Below are 16,466 nucleotides of genomic sequence, written 5' to 3' on the forward strand. Positions count from 1 at the left end.
AGGTTTCGATGACCGAACTCAGCGACGAACAGAAACGCGACTTCGAGGCCGCCGCCTTTCGCCGGCTGGTGGCGCATCTGCGTGAGCGTGGCGACGTGCAGAACATCGATTTGATGAACCTCGCCGGCTTCTGCCGCAACTGCCTGTCGAACTGGTATCGCGAGGCCGCGGAAGCCGAAGGCGTCGATCTCAGCAAGGACCAGTCGCGCGAGATCGTCTACGGCATGCCTTACGCGCAATGGCAGGCGCTGCACCAGACCGAAACCTCCGACGCCAAGAAGGCCGAATTCGAGGCCAGGCGACCCAGAGACCACTAGGTGGTCTCTCACGTCCTCGATTACCCTAGGCGTTCGTTTGGCCCAAATGCTTCCCGAGCGCAGCGCTTGACTGAAAATTGAATCGATCTAATTTGCCGCGCAAAGCACTTTCTGACCGGATTCGCCTATGAACGCGTCGAATGCAATGCAGACCGCCATTCGCGGCCGCTGGGCCGTGGCGGCCATCTTCCTCGCCAACGGCTTCCTGACCGGCAGCTGGGCGCCGCAGATCCCGGTGTTCCTGACCCGCCTGGACATTTCCAAGTTCACTCTGGGGCTTTTGATCCTGCTGTTCGGCGCCGGCGCCGTCACCGCCATGACCTGGTGCGGTCACCTGATTTCGAAACACGGCTCGCGCACCGTGCTGCGCTGGTTTGGCCTCTGCGGCAGCCTCGGCCTGCTGGTCGTGGCGCTGGCGCCCAACGTGCCGCTGGCTGCCGTCGCCATGTTCATCTTTGGCGGCTCCATCGGCGGCATGGATGTCGCCATGAACGCCAATGCGGTGGTGGTCGAGCGGCGGCTGTCGCGCGCGATCATGTCCTCCTCGCATGGCTTCTGGAGCCTCGGCGGTTTCGCCGGCGGTGCCCTTGGCGGCTTTGCCATCCAGAATTACGGCCACCTCGCCCACGCCGCGGTGGTGACGGCGCTTGCCTTAGCGGCGATCGCGGCGGCGGTGCCCTATATCGTCGCCGAGGGCAGGCCGCAGGCTGCGGAGCATCATAAATTCACCTTGCCGGGAAACCCGCTGGTCTACCTCGTGGGCCTGATGGCACTGCTGACGATGGTCTCCGAAGGCGCCGTACTCGACTGGGCAGCGCTTTATCTCAGGCAGGAACTCGGCGCCGATCTCGCCATTGCCGGTCTCGCCTACGCCGCCTTTTCCGGTGTCATGGCGATCATGCGTTTCTTCGGCGACGGCGTGCGCAATCGTTTCGGGGCCGTGACGACGTTGCGCGGTTCGGCGATCATCGCTGCCGCCGGCATGCTGATCGCAGGCCTGTCGCCCTCACCCTGGCTTGCCATCTCCGCCTTCGCTCTGTGCGGCTTCGGCATCGCCAATATGGTGCCGATCATCTTTTCGGCCGGCGGCAACCAGGAAGGCATGTCATCGGGCACCGGCATGAGCGTCGTCACCACCATGGGCTATTCCGGCATCCTCGTGGCGCCCTCCGCGATCGGCTTTGTCGCCGAGCATTCCAGCTTCGGCCCGATCTTCGTCGCCATGTCGGGCCTGCTGATCGTCGTCCTGCTGATGGCCGGATTGGCTCACCGCGCCGAATTCGCTCCCGACGCGGCGCCGGCAGAATAGCGTTTCAGTTCCTCGTTAAGGAAATCCACCACGCGTCGGATGCGCACGCTGGTGCGCACGTCGCGATGCATGGCCAGCCACACCGGCAAGCTGGGCAGCGGCAGACCCATTAGCACCTTCTCCACCAGGGGGTCCCGCTCGGCCAGCGGCTCCTGGCCGAGGCCGATGCCGTTTCCCGCCCGCACCGCCTCCCAAAGCACGATTTGGTTGTCGGCCCGGAAGCGAAAACTGTTCCGGGTGACCGGTATGCCGAAATGCGTAAAGCCTCGGATCATCTCGTCGCTCCGGTCGAAGCCGATCAGCGCGTGGTCGAGCAGGTCGGCCGGCTCGCGCGGGCGGCCGCACCGGTCGAGATAGGCTAGGGAAGCACAGGCGCAGAGCGCGATATCGCAGACCTTGCGCGCCACCAACTCGTTCTGTGTCGGCTTGACCATGCGGATGGCGATGTCGGCATCCCGGCGCAGCAGGTTCTCGACCTGGTTTGAAGCGACGATCTCGACCTCGATGCCAGGCTCCTCGATGCCGAGCCGCGCCGTCATGTCCGGCAGCACATAGGCCGCCACCACCTCGCTGGCGGCGATGCGCACAGTGCCTTCGATAGCCTCGACCGAACCCAGCGCCAGCCGTGAAAAAGCGCTCGCCTGCTCGCTCACCGCCTTGCCGCGCTCGAACAGAGTGGCCCCGGCTTCGGTCAGCGCGTAGCCGCTTCGCCCGCGCCGGAACAGGATGACGCCGAGCGCTTGTTCTAGTTCCGAGATGTGGCGGCCAAGCGTCGGCTGGCTAGCCGATAGCTTTCTCGCCGCGGCCGACAGGCTGCCGGTCTCAGCGACCGTGACGAAGCTCTTGATCAGGTTCCAGTCGATATCGGCCATTCACAACTGAATATCAGAACCGCACACATGGTCAATTTCAATTCATTGGTGAGGCAATCATATTCGGCCTGCAAACATCGATACGCCCTGCAACAAGCCAATCAGGAGTAACCCAAATGACCAGGATTGCACTCACCGCCGCTGCCCTCCTCATCGCCGCCAACGCCGCTTTCGCAAGCAGCGACAAGTTCGGCTCGAACAATGCCAGCCAGACGCCTGTCACCAGTAAAGACAAGACGATCACCACATCGATCGAGAAGTCGAATGCGATCATCCGGAAGCCGGTCGTCCCAGGCAGCAACCGCGACCTCTTCGGCAACCGCTGAACAGACGCCGAGATATCCCCAAGGCGGTGGGCTTGTCCCGTCGCTTCACAGCAGACAGGAGACGAAGAATGACCAAGATTGCAATCCTCGGCGCCAATGGCCGGCTCGGCCGCGTGGTCGCCAAGGCCTTCATCGATGCGGGCTATGATGTCCGCGCCATCACCCGCACCGGCAAGGTGCCGGCTGAGCTTGCAGGCGCGACGGCCGTCGCCGGCGATGCGCTGGACCGCGAGTCTCTGATCCGCGCGACGCAGCGCGTCGACATCATTTTCAACGGCCTGAACCCGATCTACACCGACTGGGGCAAGTGCCTGCCGATGGCCGAGAATGTCATGACCGCCTGCCGAGCCAACGGCACGCTGCATCTCTTCCCCGGCACCGTCTACAATTATGGCTCGCCGATGCCGGCGGTGATCACGGAAGACACGCCGTTCCATCCGACGACCGAGAAAGGGCGGATCCGCTGCGCCATGGAGGAGCTGTTCCGCCGTGAAGCTGAGGCGGGTCGGGTGCGCACGATCATTCTGCGCGCCGGCGATTTCTTCGGCGGCACCGGCAACGGCTCCTGGTTCGACCTCGTCGTCGCCGCCAAGATGAGCAAGGGCATCTACACCGCGCCCGGCCCGGCCGATCTGGTGCATGAATGGGCCTATCTGCCGGATTTCGCTGTCGGTTTCGTCGCACTGGCGCGCAATCTCGACAAGCTCGGCTCTTACGAGGCGCTGAATTTTCCGGGCCATGCCGTCACCGACATCGAGATCAAGACGGCCGCCGAAAAGGCGCTCGGACGCAAGCTTAAACTAAGCTTCATGCCCTGGTGGGTGCTGCGCGCCGGCAGCCCGTTCGTGGCGATGTGGCGCGAGATCGTCTCGATGTCTTATCTGCGTTTCGAGGCGCACCGGCTGGCCTCGGCGCGACTGAACGAGATCATCGGTGAAATCCCGCACACCCCTCTGGACCAGGCGGTGCACGAAGCCTTGCAGGATATCGGTATCGCCGTCGCGCCGGCCTGGCACCAAGCAGCGTGATTGCCGAGCGTGCCGAAAAGACGGGAACGGCGGGCCCGGCCGCAAATCGTTGCCGGTCAGATCCGGCCCATCAGAAGCAGGATAAGCACCACGACGAGGACGACGCCGACGATGCCCGACGGCCCGTAACCCCAGGAGCGCGAATGCGGCCATGCCGGCACCGCGCCGATCAGGATTAGGATCAGGATGATGATGAGAATCGTGCTGATCGTCATTTTAGAGCCCTCGCCGTCTGGTTGAATCCGAGGGAACAATGCAAAAGGCGCCCGGTAGTTCCCGGGCGGCCTTTTGGTCGGGCTTGCGAAACCGCTCTATTCGGCGGCCTTCGGGAAGGCGATTGCCGGCTCGGCGTCGCCATCGGCTGCTGGCTCCTGCGAGATCTCTCCCTTGCCGCGTCGCAACAGCCGGCTGAACCACCCTCGCCGCGCGCCGGGCTTGACCTTGGCGCGGGTGAACACCATCAGCATCGACGGCGTCACAACCAGCGTCAGCACCGTGGCGAAGGACAGGCCGAACACGATCGCCGAGGACAGCGAAATCCACCATTGCGTCGACGGCGCGTTGATCGTCGTCTCATGATGGAAGATTTCAAGGCCGAGACCGAAGGCGATCGGCAGCACGCCCAAGATAGCCGAAACCGCCGTCAGCACCACCGGGCGGGCACGCTCACGGCAGGTCTGCAGCACCGCTTCCATCTTGTCCCAGCCCTCCTCGCGCAGCCGGTCATAGGTGTCGATCAGCACGATATTGTTGTTGACCACCACGCCGGCCAGCGCGATGACGCCGATGCCCGACATGACGATGCCGAACGCTTCGCCTGTCAGAAGCAGGCCCAGGAACACGCCGATCGTCGCCATGACCACGCAGGACAGCACCAGCCAGACGCTGGTGAACTTGTTGAACTGCGCCAGCAGCACCAGGAAGATCAGGAAGATCGCCGCGCCGAAGGCCTTGCTGAGGAAGGCGCTCGCTTCCGCACTGTCCTCGTTGGAACCGGCGAGCTTCCAGCGGATGCCGCTGCCGAGATCCATGTCCGAGACCGCCTTGGTCACCTGCTCCTGTACAGCTGCGACCTGCGCTCCGGCGGCGACATTGGCCTGCACGACGACGGTGCGCGCGCCGTCGATGCGGTTGAGAATGCCGACCGTCGGCTCGGGCTTGCGCACGACGAAGTTCGAGATCGGCACCGACCCTTGCGACGTCTGCACCCTGAGTTCGTCGAGCGTCGACAGCGTGCGCCGGTCTTCCGGCAGGCGCAGGCGGATGTCGACGGCATCGTCGGCGCCCGCCGGCCGGTATTCCGACAGCTTCAAGCCGTTGGTCACCAGCTGCACCACGGTGCCGACCGAGGTCGGGCTGATGCCGTATTGGGCGGCCTTGGCGCGGTCGACCTCGAGCGCCCAGTCGACGCCGGGCGGCGGCAGGCCGTCCGAAATGTCGATGACGTTGGGCACCTTGGCGATCCGCGCCGCCACCGCGCGCGCCTTGTCGTCGAGCCCCTTGGGATCGGCGGCCGAAAGCCTGATCTGGATCGGCTTGCCGGTCGGCGGACCTGCCTCCGGCACGCGCACCTCGACATCGACGCCGGGAATGCCGGCCATGACGCCGCGCAGGTCGCTGAGGATCTGGTTGGCGGACTTGCGCTCGCGCCAGTCGACGAATTCGTACTGGATCACGCCGACGACGTCCTCGGGAATGTCCTGGCCGCCGCCCTGAGTCTTGCCGGCGCGTGTATAGACCGATTTCACGCCCGGCCAGCCGAGCAGCCTGTTCTCCGCCGTCCTGGTGGCGGCATCCATCTCGGCCAGCGAAAGATTGCCGCGCGCATGCACGTAGAGCAGGCCGTAGTCCGGCTCGACGCTGGGGAAGAACTCGACGCCGGCGCCGTATTTCGAATAGGCGTAGCCGACGCCGAACAGCAGCGCCACGGTGAGCACCAGGACGGTGATCGGGAAGCGCACCGCCTGCTTGACGATGGCCATGTACCAGCCGTCGCGGTTGTCGTCCTCGTGATGCTTCGGCGCCTTGGCGAAGATCGCGCCCAGCGTCGGCGCGAACACCAGCGCATAGAGCATCGAGGCCGACAGCGTGACGATCAGCGTGATCGGCATGTATTTCATGAAGTCGCCGATGATGCCGGGCCAGAACAGCAGCGGCGAGAACGCGGCGATGCGCGTCATCGTCGCCGCGATGACCGGGCCGGCCATGCGCTTGGCGGCGAGCGCGAAGGCATCCGCCTTCGGCATGCCTTCGCTCATGCGCCGCTCGGCGAACTCGGTGACGATGATGGCGTCGTCGACCAGCATGCCGACAGCCAGGATGAGGCTGAACAGCACGATCATGTTGATCGTGTAGCCCATCATGGCAAGCAGCAATATGCCGATCAGGAAGGACGATGGTATGGCCAGCCCGATGAGCAGCGAGGCGCGGCCCGACAGCGCGTAGAGAATGACGATGAACACCAGGATCACGGCGATCATGACGTGGTTCTGGAGGTCACCCAAGAGCTGGTTGACGAAGACCGACTTGTCCTGCGTGTAGGTGACATGCATGCCTTCGGGCATCGTCTTGATGAAGGTGTCGGACACCTCCCTGACATGGTTCAGCGTGTCGATCAGGTTGGCGCCGATGCGCTTCTTCACCTCGATGGCGATGGCCGGCTTGCCGTCGAGGCGAGTGACCGTCTCGGCGTCCTTGAAGGTCGAGCGTATGGTGGCGATGTCCTTGGCCTGCACCACGGCGTTGGGTGTGGCGACGACCGGCAGGTTGGCCACGTCCTCGGGCGTCTCGATCAGCGACGGCACCTTGACCGCGTATTTGCCTTCCGAGCCTTCGAGATTGCCGGCGGCGACCAGGCTGTTGGAGGCGCCGACGCCTTGCATCAGCTGGTCGAGCTGCAGCCCGTAGGAGGACAGCTTCACCGGATCGATGACCACTTCGACCAGATCGTCGCGCGCGCCCTGCAGCGAGCCTTCCAGCACGCCCGGTACCTCTTCGATACGGTCGCGCAGTTCGCGCGCAGCCGCCGTCAGCACGCGCTCCGGCACGTCGCCCGACAGAGTGACGACGAGGACCGGAAACTCGGAAACGTTGACCTCGTTGACCGTCGGCTCCTCGGCCGCCTGCGGCAGGTCGGCCTTGGCGTCCTGCACCTTGCTGCGCGTGTCCTGGAGCGCCGTGGCCAGATTGGTTTGCGGCTGGAACTCGACAAGCACGTAGCCGCCGCCCTGGAAGGCGGCCGAGCGCATCTCCTTGAGGCCCTTCAGGCTCTTCAGCTTGCTTTCCATCGGCCGCAGGAGAAGGCGTTCCGAATCCTCCGGCGAAATGCCCTGGTAGATCAGGCTGATATACATCATCGGGATCGGAACGTCGGGTTCCGCTTCCTTGGGCGTCGACTGATAGGCGACCCAGCCCGCCGCCAGCAGGAACAGCAGGGCGGATATTGTGAGGCGGGCGTTGTGGATTGCGAGTCTGACGATATCCATGACTTGATGCCTGCTGTTTCTTCGGAAGCGGCGAACTGGCGGGAGGCGCCGGAGATCCCGACGCCGGGCTTTGCGCTACTGCGTACCGGCGGTGGCTTCGCCGATCAGCTTGTTGATGGTCACCTGGTCGGCCTCGACGGGCTTGACGATATCGCCTTCCTTCACCAGTTCCTGGCCGGCGACAATGATGCGCGCATCTTTCGGAATTCCGCCGAGCACGAGACCGTTCGGCGTGTCGTCCACCAGGTCGATCGGGTAGAAGGCCACCTTGTCGTCGCTGCCGACGGCGCGGATGCCGAGATCACCCTTGTCACCCAGCGTCACCACCGAACGCGGCAGCAGAACCGCGTCGGTCGGCTCGGCGCTGAGCGTGATCTCGGCCGTCATGCCGGCGGGGATGCTGCCATCCGCATTTGGGATCGCCACTTCGACACGGAAGGTGCGGGTCTGGGAGGAGGCGTCGCGGCTGATATACCGCACGGTGCCGGTGACCTTCTGGTCGTTGACCAGGCGCACATTGGCCTCTTCGCCGATCTTGATATAGCGCAGGTCGCGTTCGCTGATTTCGCCGCGGGCGATCACCGGATCGAGCTTGAGGATGGTCGCCACCTCGCCGCCTTGCATGACCGAGCTGCCGAGTTCCACCGGCACCCTGTCGATGACGCCGTCGAACGGCGCCTTGACCTCGTTGCGGTCGAGCTCAGCCTGCGCGGTCTCCAGCATCGATTGCGCCGAGGTCAAATTCGAGCGCGCCGTGTCGAGCTGCAGCTTCGGCAGATTGCCGGTCTTGGCCAGCCGTTCGGCGGCGTCGAGCTCGGCCTTGCGTTGCGCCAGCAACTGCTTGGCGTTGTCGACATTCGAGATTTTCTCTTCGGCCGCCAGCATCAGAACCAGATCGCCCGTCTTGACGTGCTGGCCTTGGCTGACCGGCAGTTTGTCGATGACACCGGCGACGCGCGTTGCTAGCACCGCCCGCTTGTCGGCCTCGGTCAACCCCGAAATGCGGATAGCGCGCGCATAGGTCTTGCGCGGCGGCGTCACCACCGCGACGGTGCGCGGCGCGGCTTTCGGCTCGGCTTGCGCCGTGTTCGGCTTGCCGGCCTCCGGCGTCTTGGCCTTTTCGGCCTCTGCCGCCCTCTGGGCGTCGGCGGCGGCACTGCCAACGGATGAAAACTCGCCCGTCGCCATCCAGGCGGCGAAACCGATGAGCACAACAATGGCAGCAAGCTTGTGAAACCTGATTTTCGGCATCGTCGTTTTTTCCACTGCGGGGTTTGGCCGGGACTACGTCCTCCTCGAGGAGCGCGTCGCCGATATGGGTGCGCGCCAGGCCGTGTTCAAATTGCCGTGATCGGCGAAGCGCGCTTCTACATCAAGTTTGCAACGCAATATAGTCGGAAAGTTGCAGCAGCATTGCGAAGCTGGACAGAGTATAGCCGTCGCGAAGCATTTTTTTGCCCAACTAGGGTGCGGCTTTAGCGGGGCTCGTTGGCGACCGATGATCGGCCGTTGAAGGCCCGGTGCCGCCGGGCCTGCGTCTGCTCTCGGAGGCACGACGCCGGCGCGAGGCGATTTTCAACCCCACGCGGGTTTCGAGCACGATGATAACCTCGGCCTGACGGACCATCCCGGCGTGCGACATTTCACGCAACACACTGGAATTGCTTGAAGAACGGACCGTTCAACTCTGATCCAGAGCGTCGTTCCCTGGTCAAGCCGGATGCTCCAGGAGCGAGGACGGGTCGCCTCGATGCGTCTGCTCCATCGCGTTCCGCCGTCTGGGCTTGAGACATGATATAGCCTCGAACAAAACGCCTGCTGGTGCTGTTCGTGGCAGTATTCCTCGCCCGCCAGTCACCGTTCCGGATACGGTCGAGGGATGGCGCCCAACAGCGGCGCCCGCACGACACTGGCAGCAGGCGTCAGCATGATGATGCGCGCCTCACACGCGATGGTTGTTGCTGGCGCCCGGAAGGAACTTGCTGGCACCGCGCGGCAGATCACGCCCGTGTGACGGATGCGGGTTCAGGCCCGGCGACGCTCCGCTTCGGGGTTCTTGCGCGCGGCCAGGAATTCCTTCACCCGTCGGCCAGGTGCCGGACCCCGCACCGGCTTGAAGCCGTCGTCGAGCTCGCCGGAGAGGTCGAGCGTCGGCCGCTTGCCGACGGCATCGTAGTTCTCCTCCAGCCAGTCGCTGGCGGCGGTGCGGCCAAGATCGCGCAGATAGGCCAGGAATGCCCATTCGGCATTGACCTTCGATGATGCCGACAGGTCCTTGAAGGCCTCATCGGCGTCGATGCGGTGCATGCGGATGTCCCGGTACTCGCCCCGCGGCAGGCGGCCGGCGGCGATCAGTTCCTTGACGAAGGCGATCGAACGGAATTCGCGCAGCAGCCCGGCGTTGAAGGTGATCTCGTCGATGCGGTTCTGGATCTCATTGGCGCTTTTGGGCGTTCCCTCGCGCACGACCGGATTGATCTGCACCAAAAGCACGTCCTCGGTGGCAGCCGTCTTGAAGAACGGATAGAGCGCCGGATTGCCGCCATAACCGCCATCCCAATAGGGCACGCCCTTGATCTCGACGGCGCGGAACAGTTGCGGCAGGCAGGCCGAGGCCATCACTGTGTCGAGGTCGATCTCGCCATCGGAAAACACCCGCAACTGCCCTGTCTCGACATTGGTGGCCGAGATGAACAGTTCCATCGACTTGCAGGCGCGTACATTGTCGAAATCGATCCCCTGCGCGACCACGTCGCGCAGCGGATTGAGGCCGAGCGGGTTGGCGACATAGGGCGAGAACACGCGCGACATGGTGTCGAAGAAGACATAACCCGGCGTGTTCTCGATCGACCAATTGCCCCAGGCGACGTCCCACGGCATGCGCTGCACCGGGCTGAACCGGCCCTTCGCCGCCACCGCATGCCAGAAGTCGTCGAGCTTCTTGCGCGCGCCTTCGACGCCGCCGCGAACGAAGCCGTCGGCCAGCGCCACCGCGTTCATCGCGCCCGCGCTTGTGCCGGACACCGCTGCGATCTCCAGCCGGCCATCCTCCAGAAGCCGGTCGAGCACGCCCCAGGAAAAAGCCCCGTGGGAACCGCCGCCCTGAAGCGCGATGTTGATCTTCTTTACTTCCTCCGCCTTGCCGTTCTTCGTCATGCGTTCCTGTCGATCCCGGTGCCTGACTTATTGCGTGCCCGGGAATCGGGACGTCAGCGTCACGGCAGACCTATGTTGCAGTGCAGCATATAAGGACGCACCAAGGCAAGAACACGAGCACGGTCGCGTGATGGCATGAAATTTCGATCATGCGGAAACGCCCTCCGCCTTGTGGCGGAGGGCGCGGTGTATCTTCCAAACAGGTTTGATGCTCAGGCGACGAGGTCCGGCATCGGTCCGACATAGCGCGACAGCGGCCGGATCAGCCGTCCCGTCGTCTGCTGCTCGCGCGCATGCGCGACCCAACCGGCGACGCGCCCGGCCGCGAAGACATTGCTGAAGGCTTGGCTGGGAAAACCCGCCGCTTCCAGCACCAACGCGGTGTAGAACTCGACATTGGTCTGCAGCGAGCGCTGCGGCTTGGCAATCCGAAGCACATCGAGCGCAGCCTGTTCGACTGTCTCGGCGAAGGCCAGCCGGCGACCGGTCTCGCCCTCCCCGCCGAGTTGCCGCACCACCGCCTTCAGCACATCGGCGCGCGGATCGCGCACGCGGTAGATGCGGTGGCCGAAGCCCATGATGCGTTCACCACGCGCGATCTCGCCGCGCAGCCAGCCGGCGGTGTCGCCATGCGCCTGGATGGCGTCGAGCATCTCGATGACAGGGCCGGGCGCGCCGCCATGCAGTGGGCCCTTGAGCGCCCCGAGGCCAGCCAGCACCGACGATGTCAGCCCGGCCTGCGTCGAGGCGACGATGCGCGTGGCGAAGGTCGAGGCATTGAGGCCGTGGTCGCAGACGGTCACGAGGTAAGTGTCGAGTGCCCTTGCCAGAGCCGGCGTCGGCACGGAACCGTCGAGCATCCTCAGCATATCGGCGGCATGATCGGCCCTCCCATCCGGCGCGACCGGCTGCTCGCCGCGCCGCAGGCGCAACAGCGCCGGCGTCAGCACGGCGGGCGCCGCGATCAGCCCAAGCGCGTCCGTCAGCGTCTCGCCGTCAGGCAGCAACGCCATGCCGGCACGCATGGCGCTATAGACGTCGAGCGGCGCCAGCAGGGGCAGGCAAGACAAGAGCCGGTCGAACACCTCGACGCGCGCCTGGCCCAGTCTCGCGGCCAGTTCCGCGTCTCCGGGAAGGTCGTAGAAGAAGCCGTCGAGAAGCAGGCGAACGACCTGCGGATAGTTCCATCGCCCGGCCAGTTCCGGCAGGGAGTACCCCCGGATCGTCAAGCGGCCGCCCAGCCCATCCACGTCGGACAGCACCGTTTCCGCCGCCACCACATCATCGAGCCCGTTCGCCATGGCTTTGTCTCCTTGAGCTTTTCCGACACTAAGGATAAGGATGGGCAACACGCGCATCAATCTTGATCAACATAATCAATATGGGACCGACATGTCCGAATGGCTGCCGCGGGACGAGGCGCTGGAACGGCTCAAGGTGCGGCCGCAGACGCTCTACGCCTATGTCAGTCGCGGGCGCATCGGCATGCGCCCGGACAGTGCCGATCCACGCCGCAGCCAATATCGCGCCGACGATATCGCGGCCCTGATGATGCGAAGAGAGCGCGGACGCAGCCCATCGGCCATCGCCGAAAGCGCCATCGCCTGGGGCGAACCCTCGCTCGTCACCTCGATCTCGACCGTTTCGCACGGCCACCTTGTCTATCGGGGCCGCGACGCCGTTGCGCTGTCCGAACATGCCACGCTCGAAGAGACCGCCGCCGTGCTGTGGGCCCTGCCTGAGCCGGTGGGTTTCGAGGCTCCGGCCTCGGATCAATCCCAACAACTCGGCCGAGCCCCGGCCTTCATGCAACTTGCCATGCTCGCCGGCCAGGGGCGGCCTTCACTAGGGCGCGGCGCCGCCTCGCTGTGCGCCGACGCCGCGCGCGCGATCGGCGTGCTGGCCGGCGCTCTTGGCGCCTCGGCGGGATCAGATCCGGTGCACATGCGGTTGGCGCGAGGCTGGTCGGTGGATGAAGGCGGGGCGCAGGCTATCCGGCGCGCCCTTGTGCTGCTTGCCGATCACGAACTCAACGCATCGACCTTCGCGGCGCGCGTCGCGGCCTCGACCGGAGCCTCGCCCGCCGCCTGCCTGCTCGCGGGTCTGGCGACACTTTCCGGTCCGCGGCACGGTGGCGCCGGCGAGGCGGTGATGCAACTCGCGGACGATGCGGCGCGGCACGGCGCCGATGCGGCGATCCGGCGCTGGCTCGGCCATGACAGGCCTTTGCCAGCGTTCGGCCATCCGCTCTATCCCGAAGGCGATCCCCGCGCCACGGCGCTTTTGGCGGCCATCGACAACACCGACAGAACATTGCGATCGCTGGAAATCGCCGCCATTGCCGCGACCGGCGCCCGCCCGAACGTCGACTTTGCCCTGGCCGTTCTGACGCGCAGCCTCGACCTGCCGCGCGATGCGCCGTTCCAGCTGTTCGCGCTTGGGCGCAGCGTTGGCTGGGCCGCCCACATGGTCGAACAGGCAATGAGCGGCGGCAGCATCAGGCCGCGCGGTCGCTATGAGGGATTATTGCCGTAGGATCGGAAGAAAAGCGCTGCGCGCTCACGACATGGTGTCGAGCTTGCGCTGCATGGCCGCGATCTGGTCCTTCAACTGCTGCAGATCGTCGGGTTTTTCCGGCGTTTCCTTCCTGGCCGGTTCGGCGGGGGCCGCCGCAGGTGCCGAGCCTGCCGGCGGGAAAGGCGTGAACAGCCGCATGGCATTCTGGAACATTTCCATGTTGCGGCGCGTCTGCTCCTCCAGCGCCTTGATCGGCGTGGCCATCTTCATCATGTCGAGTGGTGACTTGCCGATAGCGCCCTTCATCTGCTCGCGGAAGCGCTCCTGTTCCTTGGAGAAGGCGATCATCGACTGTTCGAGGAAGCTCGGCACGATCATCTGCATCTGGTCGCCGTAGAAGGCGATCAACTGGCGCAGGAACGGGATCGGCAGCATGTTCTGCCCGTCCTTGTTCTCCAATTCGAAGATGATCTGGGTCAGAACCGGATGCGTGATGTCGTCGCCGGTCTTGGCGTCCTGCACCGTGAACTCTTCGCCCTTCTTGACCATTTCGGCCAGGTCCTCGAGCGTCACATAGGTGCTGGTGCCGGTGTTGTAGAGCCGGCGATTGGCATATTTCTTGATGACGATCGGATCGTCTTTCGCAGCCATCTGCATCCTCCCCGGACACCGGCGCGCCTGAGTAAGCCGCCGGTAACGATTGCGCCCGTTCAAAGGATATGCGCAAAAGCGTCACAATTCCAAGCAGTTTGTGCAGTGCGGGATTAATTATCGCTGCATGGCCGGTGAAATATGCTGCGCAGCAGCGGACAGCTTGATGTCGCGGCCATGCGCAGCTTGCTTGCGACGCATGGGTGCCCTGCCGATTTCCGGTTTGACTCGGGGTTGGGAAAGGGCAAGAAAAGTCTTCAATGACAGAACATCAGCTTGAAGTTTGGAGAACAGAATGCCCGCTTCCAATGCCATCGTCGTCGCCAGCGCGGCGCGCACACCGGTCGGTTCCTTCAATGGCGCTTTCGCCGCCACCCCGGCTCACGAGCTTGGCGCCGTCGTCGTAAGGGAATTGTTGTCGCGCGCCGGCGTCGAGGCGGCCGAAGTCGACGAGGTCATTCTTGGCCAGGTGCTGACCGCGGCCCAAGGGCAGAACCCCGCCCGCCAGGCTTCGATCCTCGCCGGGCTGCCCAGGGAGACCACCGCCTGGGGCCTCAACCAGGTGTGCGGCTCGGGCCTGCGCGCCATCGCGCTCGGCATGCAGCAGATCGCCACCGGCGATGCCAAGGTGGTTGTCGCCGGCGGCCAGGAATCGATGTCGATGTCGCCGCACGCCCAGCATCTGCGCGCTGGCGTCAAGATGGGCGACTACAAGATGATCGACACCATGATCAAGGATGGACTGTGGGATGCCTTTAATGGCTATCACATGGGCAACACGGCCGAGAACGTCGCCCGCCAGTTCCAGATCACCCGCGAGGACCAGGACCAGTTCGCGCTGGCCTCGCAGAACAAGGCCGAGGCCGCGCAGAAGGCCGGCCGGTTCAAGGACGAGATCGTCGCCTTCACCATCAAGGGCAAGAAGGGCGATACAATTGTCGACCAGGACGAATACATCCGCCATGGCGCGACGCTGGATGCCATGACCAAACTGAAGCCGGCCTTCGACAAGGACGGCACTGTGACCGCCGCCAATGCCTCCGGCATCAACGACGGCGCCGCCGGCGCGCTTTTGATGAGCGAAGCGGAAGCTGCCAGGCGGGGCATCACCCCGCTGGCGCGCATCGTCTCCTGGGCGACCGCGGGCGTTGACCCGGCGATCATGGGCACCGGTCCGATTCCCGCCTCGCGAAAAGCGCTGGAAAAGGCCGGCTGGTCGGTCGGCGATCTCGACCTGATCGAGGCCAACGAGGCTTTCGCCGCGCAGGCCTGCGCGGTCAACAAGGACATGGGCTGGGATCCCTCGATCGTCAACGTCAATGGTGGCGCCATCGCCATCGGTCATCCGATCGGCGCCTCTGGCGCGCGCATTTTCAACACGCTGGTCCACGAGATGCGCCGAAGAGGTGCCAAGAAGGGTCTCTCCACCCTGTGCATCGGCGGCGGCATGGGCGTCGCCATGTGCGTCGAAGCGCTCTAAAAGAGAAGTGAATGGGGAGTAGCGAATAGGGAAGAACGGCGTCGGCGCAATGGGATATCTGATCCCTGCTCGTCATTCGCTACTCCCTGTTCACTCTCCCAACCAAAGGGAGGGAGCGCATGACCAAGGTTGCAATCGTCACGGGCGGATCGCGCGGCATCGGCGCGGCAATATCGATGGCGCTGAAGGAAGCCGGCTATTCGGTTGCCGCCAACTACGCCGGCAATGATGAGGCGGCGAGCAAGTTCACGGCCACAACCGGCATCAAGACCTACAAATGGTCGGTCGCCGACTACGACGCCTGCGCCGCCGGCATCAAGCAGGTCGAGGCCGATCTGGGCCCGGTCGCGGTGCTGGTCAACAATGCCGGCATCACGCGCGACGCCATGTTCCACAAGCTGACGCGTGAGCAGTGGAAGGAGGTCATCGACACCAATCTCTCCGGCGTTTTCAACATGACGCATCCGCTGTGGAGCGGCATGCGCGACCGCAAGTTCGGCCGCGTCATCACCATCTCCTCCATCAATGGCCAGAAGGGCCAGGCCGGCCAGGTCAACTACTCCGCGGCCAAGGCCGGCGACATCGGTTTCTCGAAGGCTCTGGCCCAGGAAGGAGCCCGCGCGGGCATCACCGTCAACATCATCTGCCCAGGCTATATCGCCACCGAAATGGTCCGGGCGATCGATGAGAAGGTGCTCAACGAACGCATCATCCCGCTAATCCCGGTCGGGCGCCTCGGCGAGCCGGAGGAGATCGCGCGCTGCGTCGTCTTCCTCGCCTCCGAGGACGCCGGCTTCATCACGGGATCGACCATCACCGCCAATGGCGGCCAGTACTTCGCCTGAGGTCTCGCCGGGCTGCCGGCTTCCCGGTGCCGATTGAAGGAGGGCTCGTTCGCCATCCGCTTCGGATGTCCGTGACGCCGTCCGATGACGGCTGTCGGCCTGCTGTTCCAATCCGGCACGCAAAGGTTAATCGCGGCAGCGGGTATTGTGCAAAACTGCCTGGATAAGCTGTGCATTGTCGGTGGAAAACCTGTGCGCAACACTACATCTTGTCGTGAACAAACAGGGAAAATCCCGACATCGCCGATTCGTCGCCCTTTCGTTCCATGTTTGGCCGCAATGTTAACGAGAGCAGTTGCAATCGCCTATCAAACTGTTAATTTCTATTAAGAAAGTTCAACAATTTCATAAGCTTGGATGAAGCAAGGCGGGCTGCCACACGGCTTTGCCAGCGAAAGTTAACGGCGGCTCTCGCCTAGCATGAAACGGGCCAATTCCGTGATCCAGCATGTGGTAAGGATCATCAGCCAAAACTCCACA

15 protein-coding genes are annotated in these 16,466 nt (G+C 64.3%); 7 read left to right on the forward strand and 8 right to left on the reverse strand.

The window, feature by feature from the left end; translation table 11 throughout:
- Nucleotides 1-8: 8 nt before the first annotated feature.
- Nucleotides 9-317 carry a DUF1244 domain-containing protein gene (locus tag FJ979_RS03765; RefSeq protein ID WP_140493382.1) on the forward strand — a complete coding sequence of 103 codons (309 nt, stop codon included), beginning with the start codon at nucleotides 9-11 and terminating at the stop codon, nucleotides 315-317.
- Between the two features lie 127 nt (nucleotides 318-444).
- Nucleotides 445-1,626: an MFS transporter gene (locus FJ979_RS03770; RefSeq protein ID WP_140580071.1), complete on the forward strand. Its 1,182-nt coding sequence runs from the start codon at nucleotides 445-447 to the stop codon at nucleotides 1,624-1,626.
- On the opposite strand, the gene FJ979_RS03775 is transcribed toward FJ979_RS03770, so the two are convergent.
- Nucleotides 1,584-2,498: a LysR family transcriptional regulator gene (locus FJ979_RS03775; protein ID WP_140580072.1), complete on the reverse strand. Its 915-nt coding sequence runs from the start codon at nucleotides 2,496-2,498 to the stop codon at nucleotides 1,584-1,586. The two genes, FJ979_RS03770 and FJ979_RS03775, sit on opposite strands and share 43 nt — an antisense overlap.
- Before the next feature lie 116 nt (nucleotides 2,499-2,614).
- On the opposite strand from FJ979_RS03775, the gene FJ979_RS03780 reads away from it, so the two are divergent.
- Nucleotides 2,615-2,824: a DUF680 domain-containing protein gene (locus tag FJ979_RS03780; RefSeq protein WP_140580073.1), complete on the forward strand. Its 210-nt coding sequence runs from the start codon at nucleotides 2,615-2,617 to the stop codon at nucleotides 2,822-2,824.
- A gap of 68 nt (nucleotides 2,825-2,892) precedes the next feature.
- The gene (locus tag FJ979_RS03785) at nucleotides 2,893-3,852 is read left to right on the forward strand and encodes an SDR family oxidoreductase (RefSeq protein WP_140580074.1); all 960 of its coding nucleotides are present in this window, start codon (nucleotides 2,893-2,895) and stop codon (nucleotides 3,850-3,852) included.
- A gap of 56 nt (nucleotides 3,853-3,908) precedes the next feature.
- On the opposite strand, the gene FJ979_RS03790 is transcribed toward FJ979_RS03785, so the two are convergent.
- The 5 genes from FJ979_RS03790 to FJ979_RS03810 all read right to left on the reverse strand — a co-directional run bounded on the left by FJ979_RS03790 (nucleotide 3,909) and on the right by FJ979_RS03810 (nucleotide 11,794).
- Nucleotides 3,909-4,067 carry a DUF3309 family protein gene (locus FJ979_RS03790; protein WP_140493366.1) on the reverse strand — a complete coding sequence of 53 codons (159 nt, stop codon included), beginning with the start codon at nucleotides 4,065-4,067 and terminating at the stop codon, nucleotides 3,909-3,911.
- A gap of 96 nt (nucleotides 4,068-4,163) precedes the next feature.
- Nucleotides 4,164-7,337 carry an efflux RND transporter permease subunit gene (locus FJ979_RS03795; protein ID WP_140580075.1) on the reverse strand — a complete coding sequence of 1,058 codons (3,174 nt, stop codon included), beginning with the start codon at nucleotides 7,335-7,337 and terminating at the stop codon, nucleotides 4,164-4,166.
- Nucleotides 7,338-7,412: 75 nt separating this feature from the next.
- Nucleotides 7,413-8,588, reverse strand: coding sequence for an efflux RND transporter periplasmic adaptor subunit (locus FJ979_RS03800; protein ID WP_140580076.1), 1,176 nt, complete (start codon nucleotides 8,586-8,588; stop codon nucleotides 7,413-7,415).
- Nucleotides 8,589-9,362: 774 nt separating this feature from the next.
- The gene (locus FJ979_RS03805; RefSeq protein ID WP_140517577.1) at nucleotides 9,363-10,493 is read right to left on the reverse strand and encodes a patatin-like phospholipase family protein; all 1,131 of its coding nucleotides are present in this window, start codon (nucleotides 10,491-10,493) and stop codon (nucleotides 9,363-9,365) included.
- Between the two features lie 212 nt (nucleotides 10,494-10,705).
- The gene (locus tag FJ979_RS03810; protein WP_140560808.1) at nucleotides 10,706-11,794 is read right to left on the reverse strand and encodes a citrate synthase/methylcitrate synthase; all 1,089 of its coding nucleotides are present in this window, start codon (nucleotides 11,792-11,794) and stop codon (nucleotides 10,706-10,708) included.
- Between the two features lie 91 nt (nucleotides 11,795-11,885).
- Between FJ979_RS03810 and FJ979_RS03815 the strand changes: the two genes are divergently transcribed.
- The gene (locus FJ979_RS03815) at nucleotides 11,886-13,028 is read left to right on the forward strand and encodes a citrate synthase (protein WP_140493351.1); all 1,143 of its coding nucleotides are present in this window, start codon (nucleotides 11,886-11,888) and stop codon (nucleotides 13,026-13,028) included.
- A 24-nt stretch (nucleotides 13,029-13,052) separates the two neighbouring features.
- Here the strand turns inward: FJ979_RS03815 and phaR are convergent, their stop codons facing one another.
- The gene (gene phaR / locus FJ979_RS03820; RefSeq protein WP_140493348.1) at nucleotides 13,053-13,661 is read right to left on the reverse strand and encodes a polyhydroxyalkanoate synthesis repressor PhaR; all 609 of its coding nucleotides are present in this window, start codon (nucleotides 13,659-13,661) and stop codon (nucleotides 13,053-13,055) included.
- Between the two features lie 117 nt (nucleotides 13,662-13,778).
- A complete protein-coding gene (locus FJ979_RS03825) occupies nucleotides 13,779-13,976 on the reverse strand; it encodes a hypothetical protein (RefSeq protein ID WP_140493345.1) in 198 nt (65 codons plus the stop codon).
- On the opposite strand from FJ979_RS03825, the gene FJ979_RS03830 reads away from it, so the two are divergent.
- The gene (locus tag FJ979_RS03830) at nucleotides 13,957-15,141 is read left to right on the forward strand and encodes an acetyl-CoA C-acetyltransferase (protein ID WP_140493342.1); all 1,185 of its coding nucleotides are present in this window, start codon (nucleotides 13,957-13,959) and stop codon (nucleotides 15,139-15,141) included. The genes FJ979_RS03825 and FJ979_RS03830 overlap by 20 nt on opposite strands.
- A gap of 119 nt (nucleotides 15,142-15,260) precedes the next feature.
- Complete coding sequence (gene phbB / locus FJ979_RS03835; protein WP_140493339.1) at nucleotides 15,261-15,986, forward strand: acetoacetyl-CoA reductase; 726 nt, start codon at nucleotides 15,261-15,263, stop codon at nucleotides 15,984-15,986.
- Nucleotides 15,987-16,466: the final 480 nt, after the last annotated feature.

Source organism: Mesorhizobium sp. B1-1-6 (genome assembly GCF_006443035.1).
Lineage (GTDB): Bacteria > Pseudomonadota > Alphaproteobacteria > Rhizobiales > Rhizobiaceae > Mesorhizobium.

Excerpts from the sequence above, each read along its gene's own strand:
- FJ979_RS03830 (WP_140493342.1), top strand. The coding sequence starts at position 13,957 with ATGCCCGCTTCCAATGCCATCGTCGTCGCCAGCGCGGCGCGCACACCG.
- FJ979_RS03815 (WP_140493351.1), top strand. The coding sequence starts at position 11,886 with ATGTCCGAATGGCTGCCGCGGGACGAGGCGCTGGAACGGCTCAAGGTG.
- FJ979_RS03780 (WP_140580073.1), top strand. The coding sequence starts at position 2,615 with ATGACCAGGATTGCACTCACCGCCGCTGCCCTCCTCATCGCCGCCAAC.
- FJ979_RS03770 (WP_140580071.1), top strand. The coding sequence starts at position 445 with ATGAACGCGTCGAATGCAATGCAGACCGCCATTCGCGGCCGCTGGGCC.
- FJ979_RS03805 (WP_140517577.1), bottom strand. The coding sequence starts at position 10,493 with ATGACGAAGAACGGCAAGGCGGAGGAAGTAAAGAAGATCAACATCGCG.
- FJ979_RS03790 (WP_140493366.1), bottom strand. The coding sequence starts at position 4,067 with ATGACGATCAGCACGATTCTCATCATCATCCTGATCCTAATCCTGATC.
- FJ979_RS03825 (WP_140493345.1), bottom strand. The coding sequence starts at position 13,976 with ATGGCATTGGAAGCGGGCATTCTGTTCTCCAAACTTCAAGCTGATGTT.
- FJ979_RS03775 (WP_140580072.1), bottom strand. The coding sequence starts at position 2,498 with ATGGCCGATATCGACTGGAACCTGATCAAGAGCTTCGTCACGGTCGCT.
- phbB (WP_140493339.1), top strand. The coding sequence starts at position 15,261 with ATGACCAAGGTTGCAATCGTCACGGGCGGATCGCGCGGCATCGGCGCG.
- FJ979_RS03810 (WP_140560808.1), bottom strand. The coding sequence starts at position 11,794 with ATGGCGAACGGGCTCGATGATGTGGTGGCGGCGGAAACGGTGCTGTCC.
- FJ979_RS03795 (WP_140580075.1), bottom strand. The coding sequence starts at position 7,337 with ATGGATATCGTCAGACTCGCAATCCACAACGCCCGCCTCACAATATCC.
- FJ979_RS03785 (WP_140580074.1), top strand. The coding sequence starts at position 2,893 with ATGACCAAGATTGCAATCCTCGGCGCCAATGGCCGGCTCGGCCGCGTG.
- phaR (WP_140493348.1), bottom strand. The coding sequence starts at position 13,661 with ATGGCTGCGAAAGACGATCCGATCGTCATCAAGAAATATGCCAATCGC.
- FJ979_RS03765 (WP_140493382.1), top strand. The coding sequence starts at position 9 with ATGACCGAACTCAGCGACGAACAGAAACGCGACTTCGAGGCCGCCGCC.
- FJ979_RS03800 (WP_140580076.1), bottom strand. The coding sequence starts at position 8,588 with ATGCCGAAAATCAGGTTTCACAAGCTTGCTGCCATTGTTGTGCTCATC.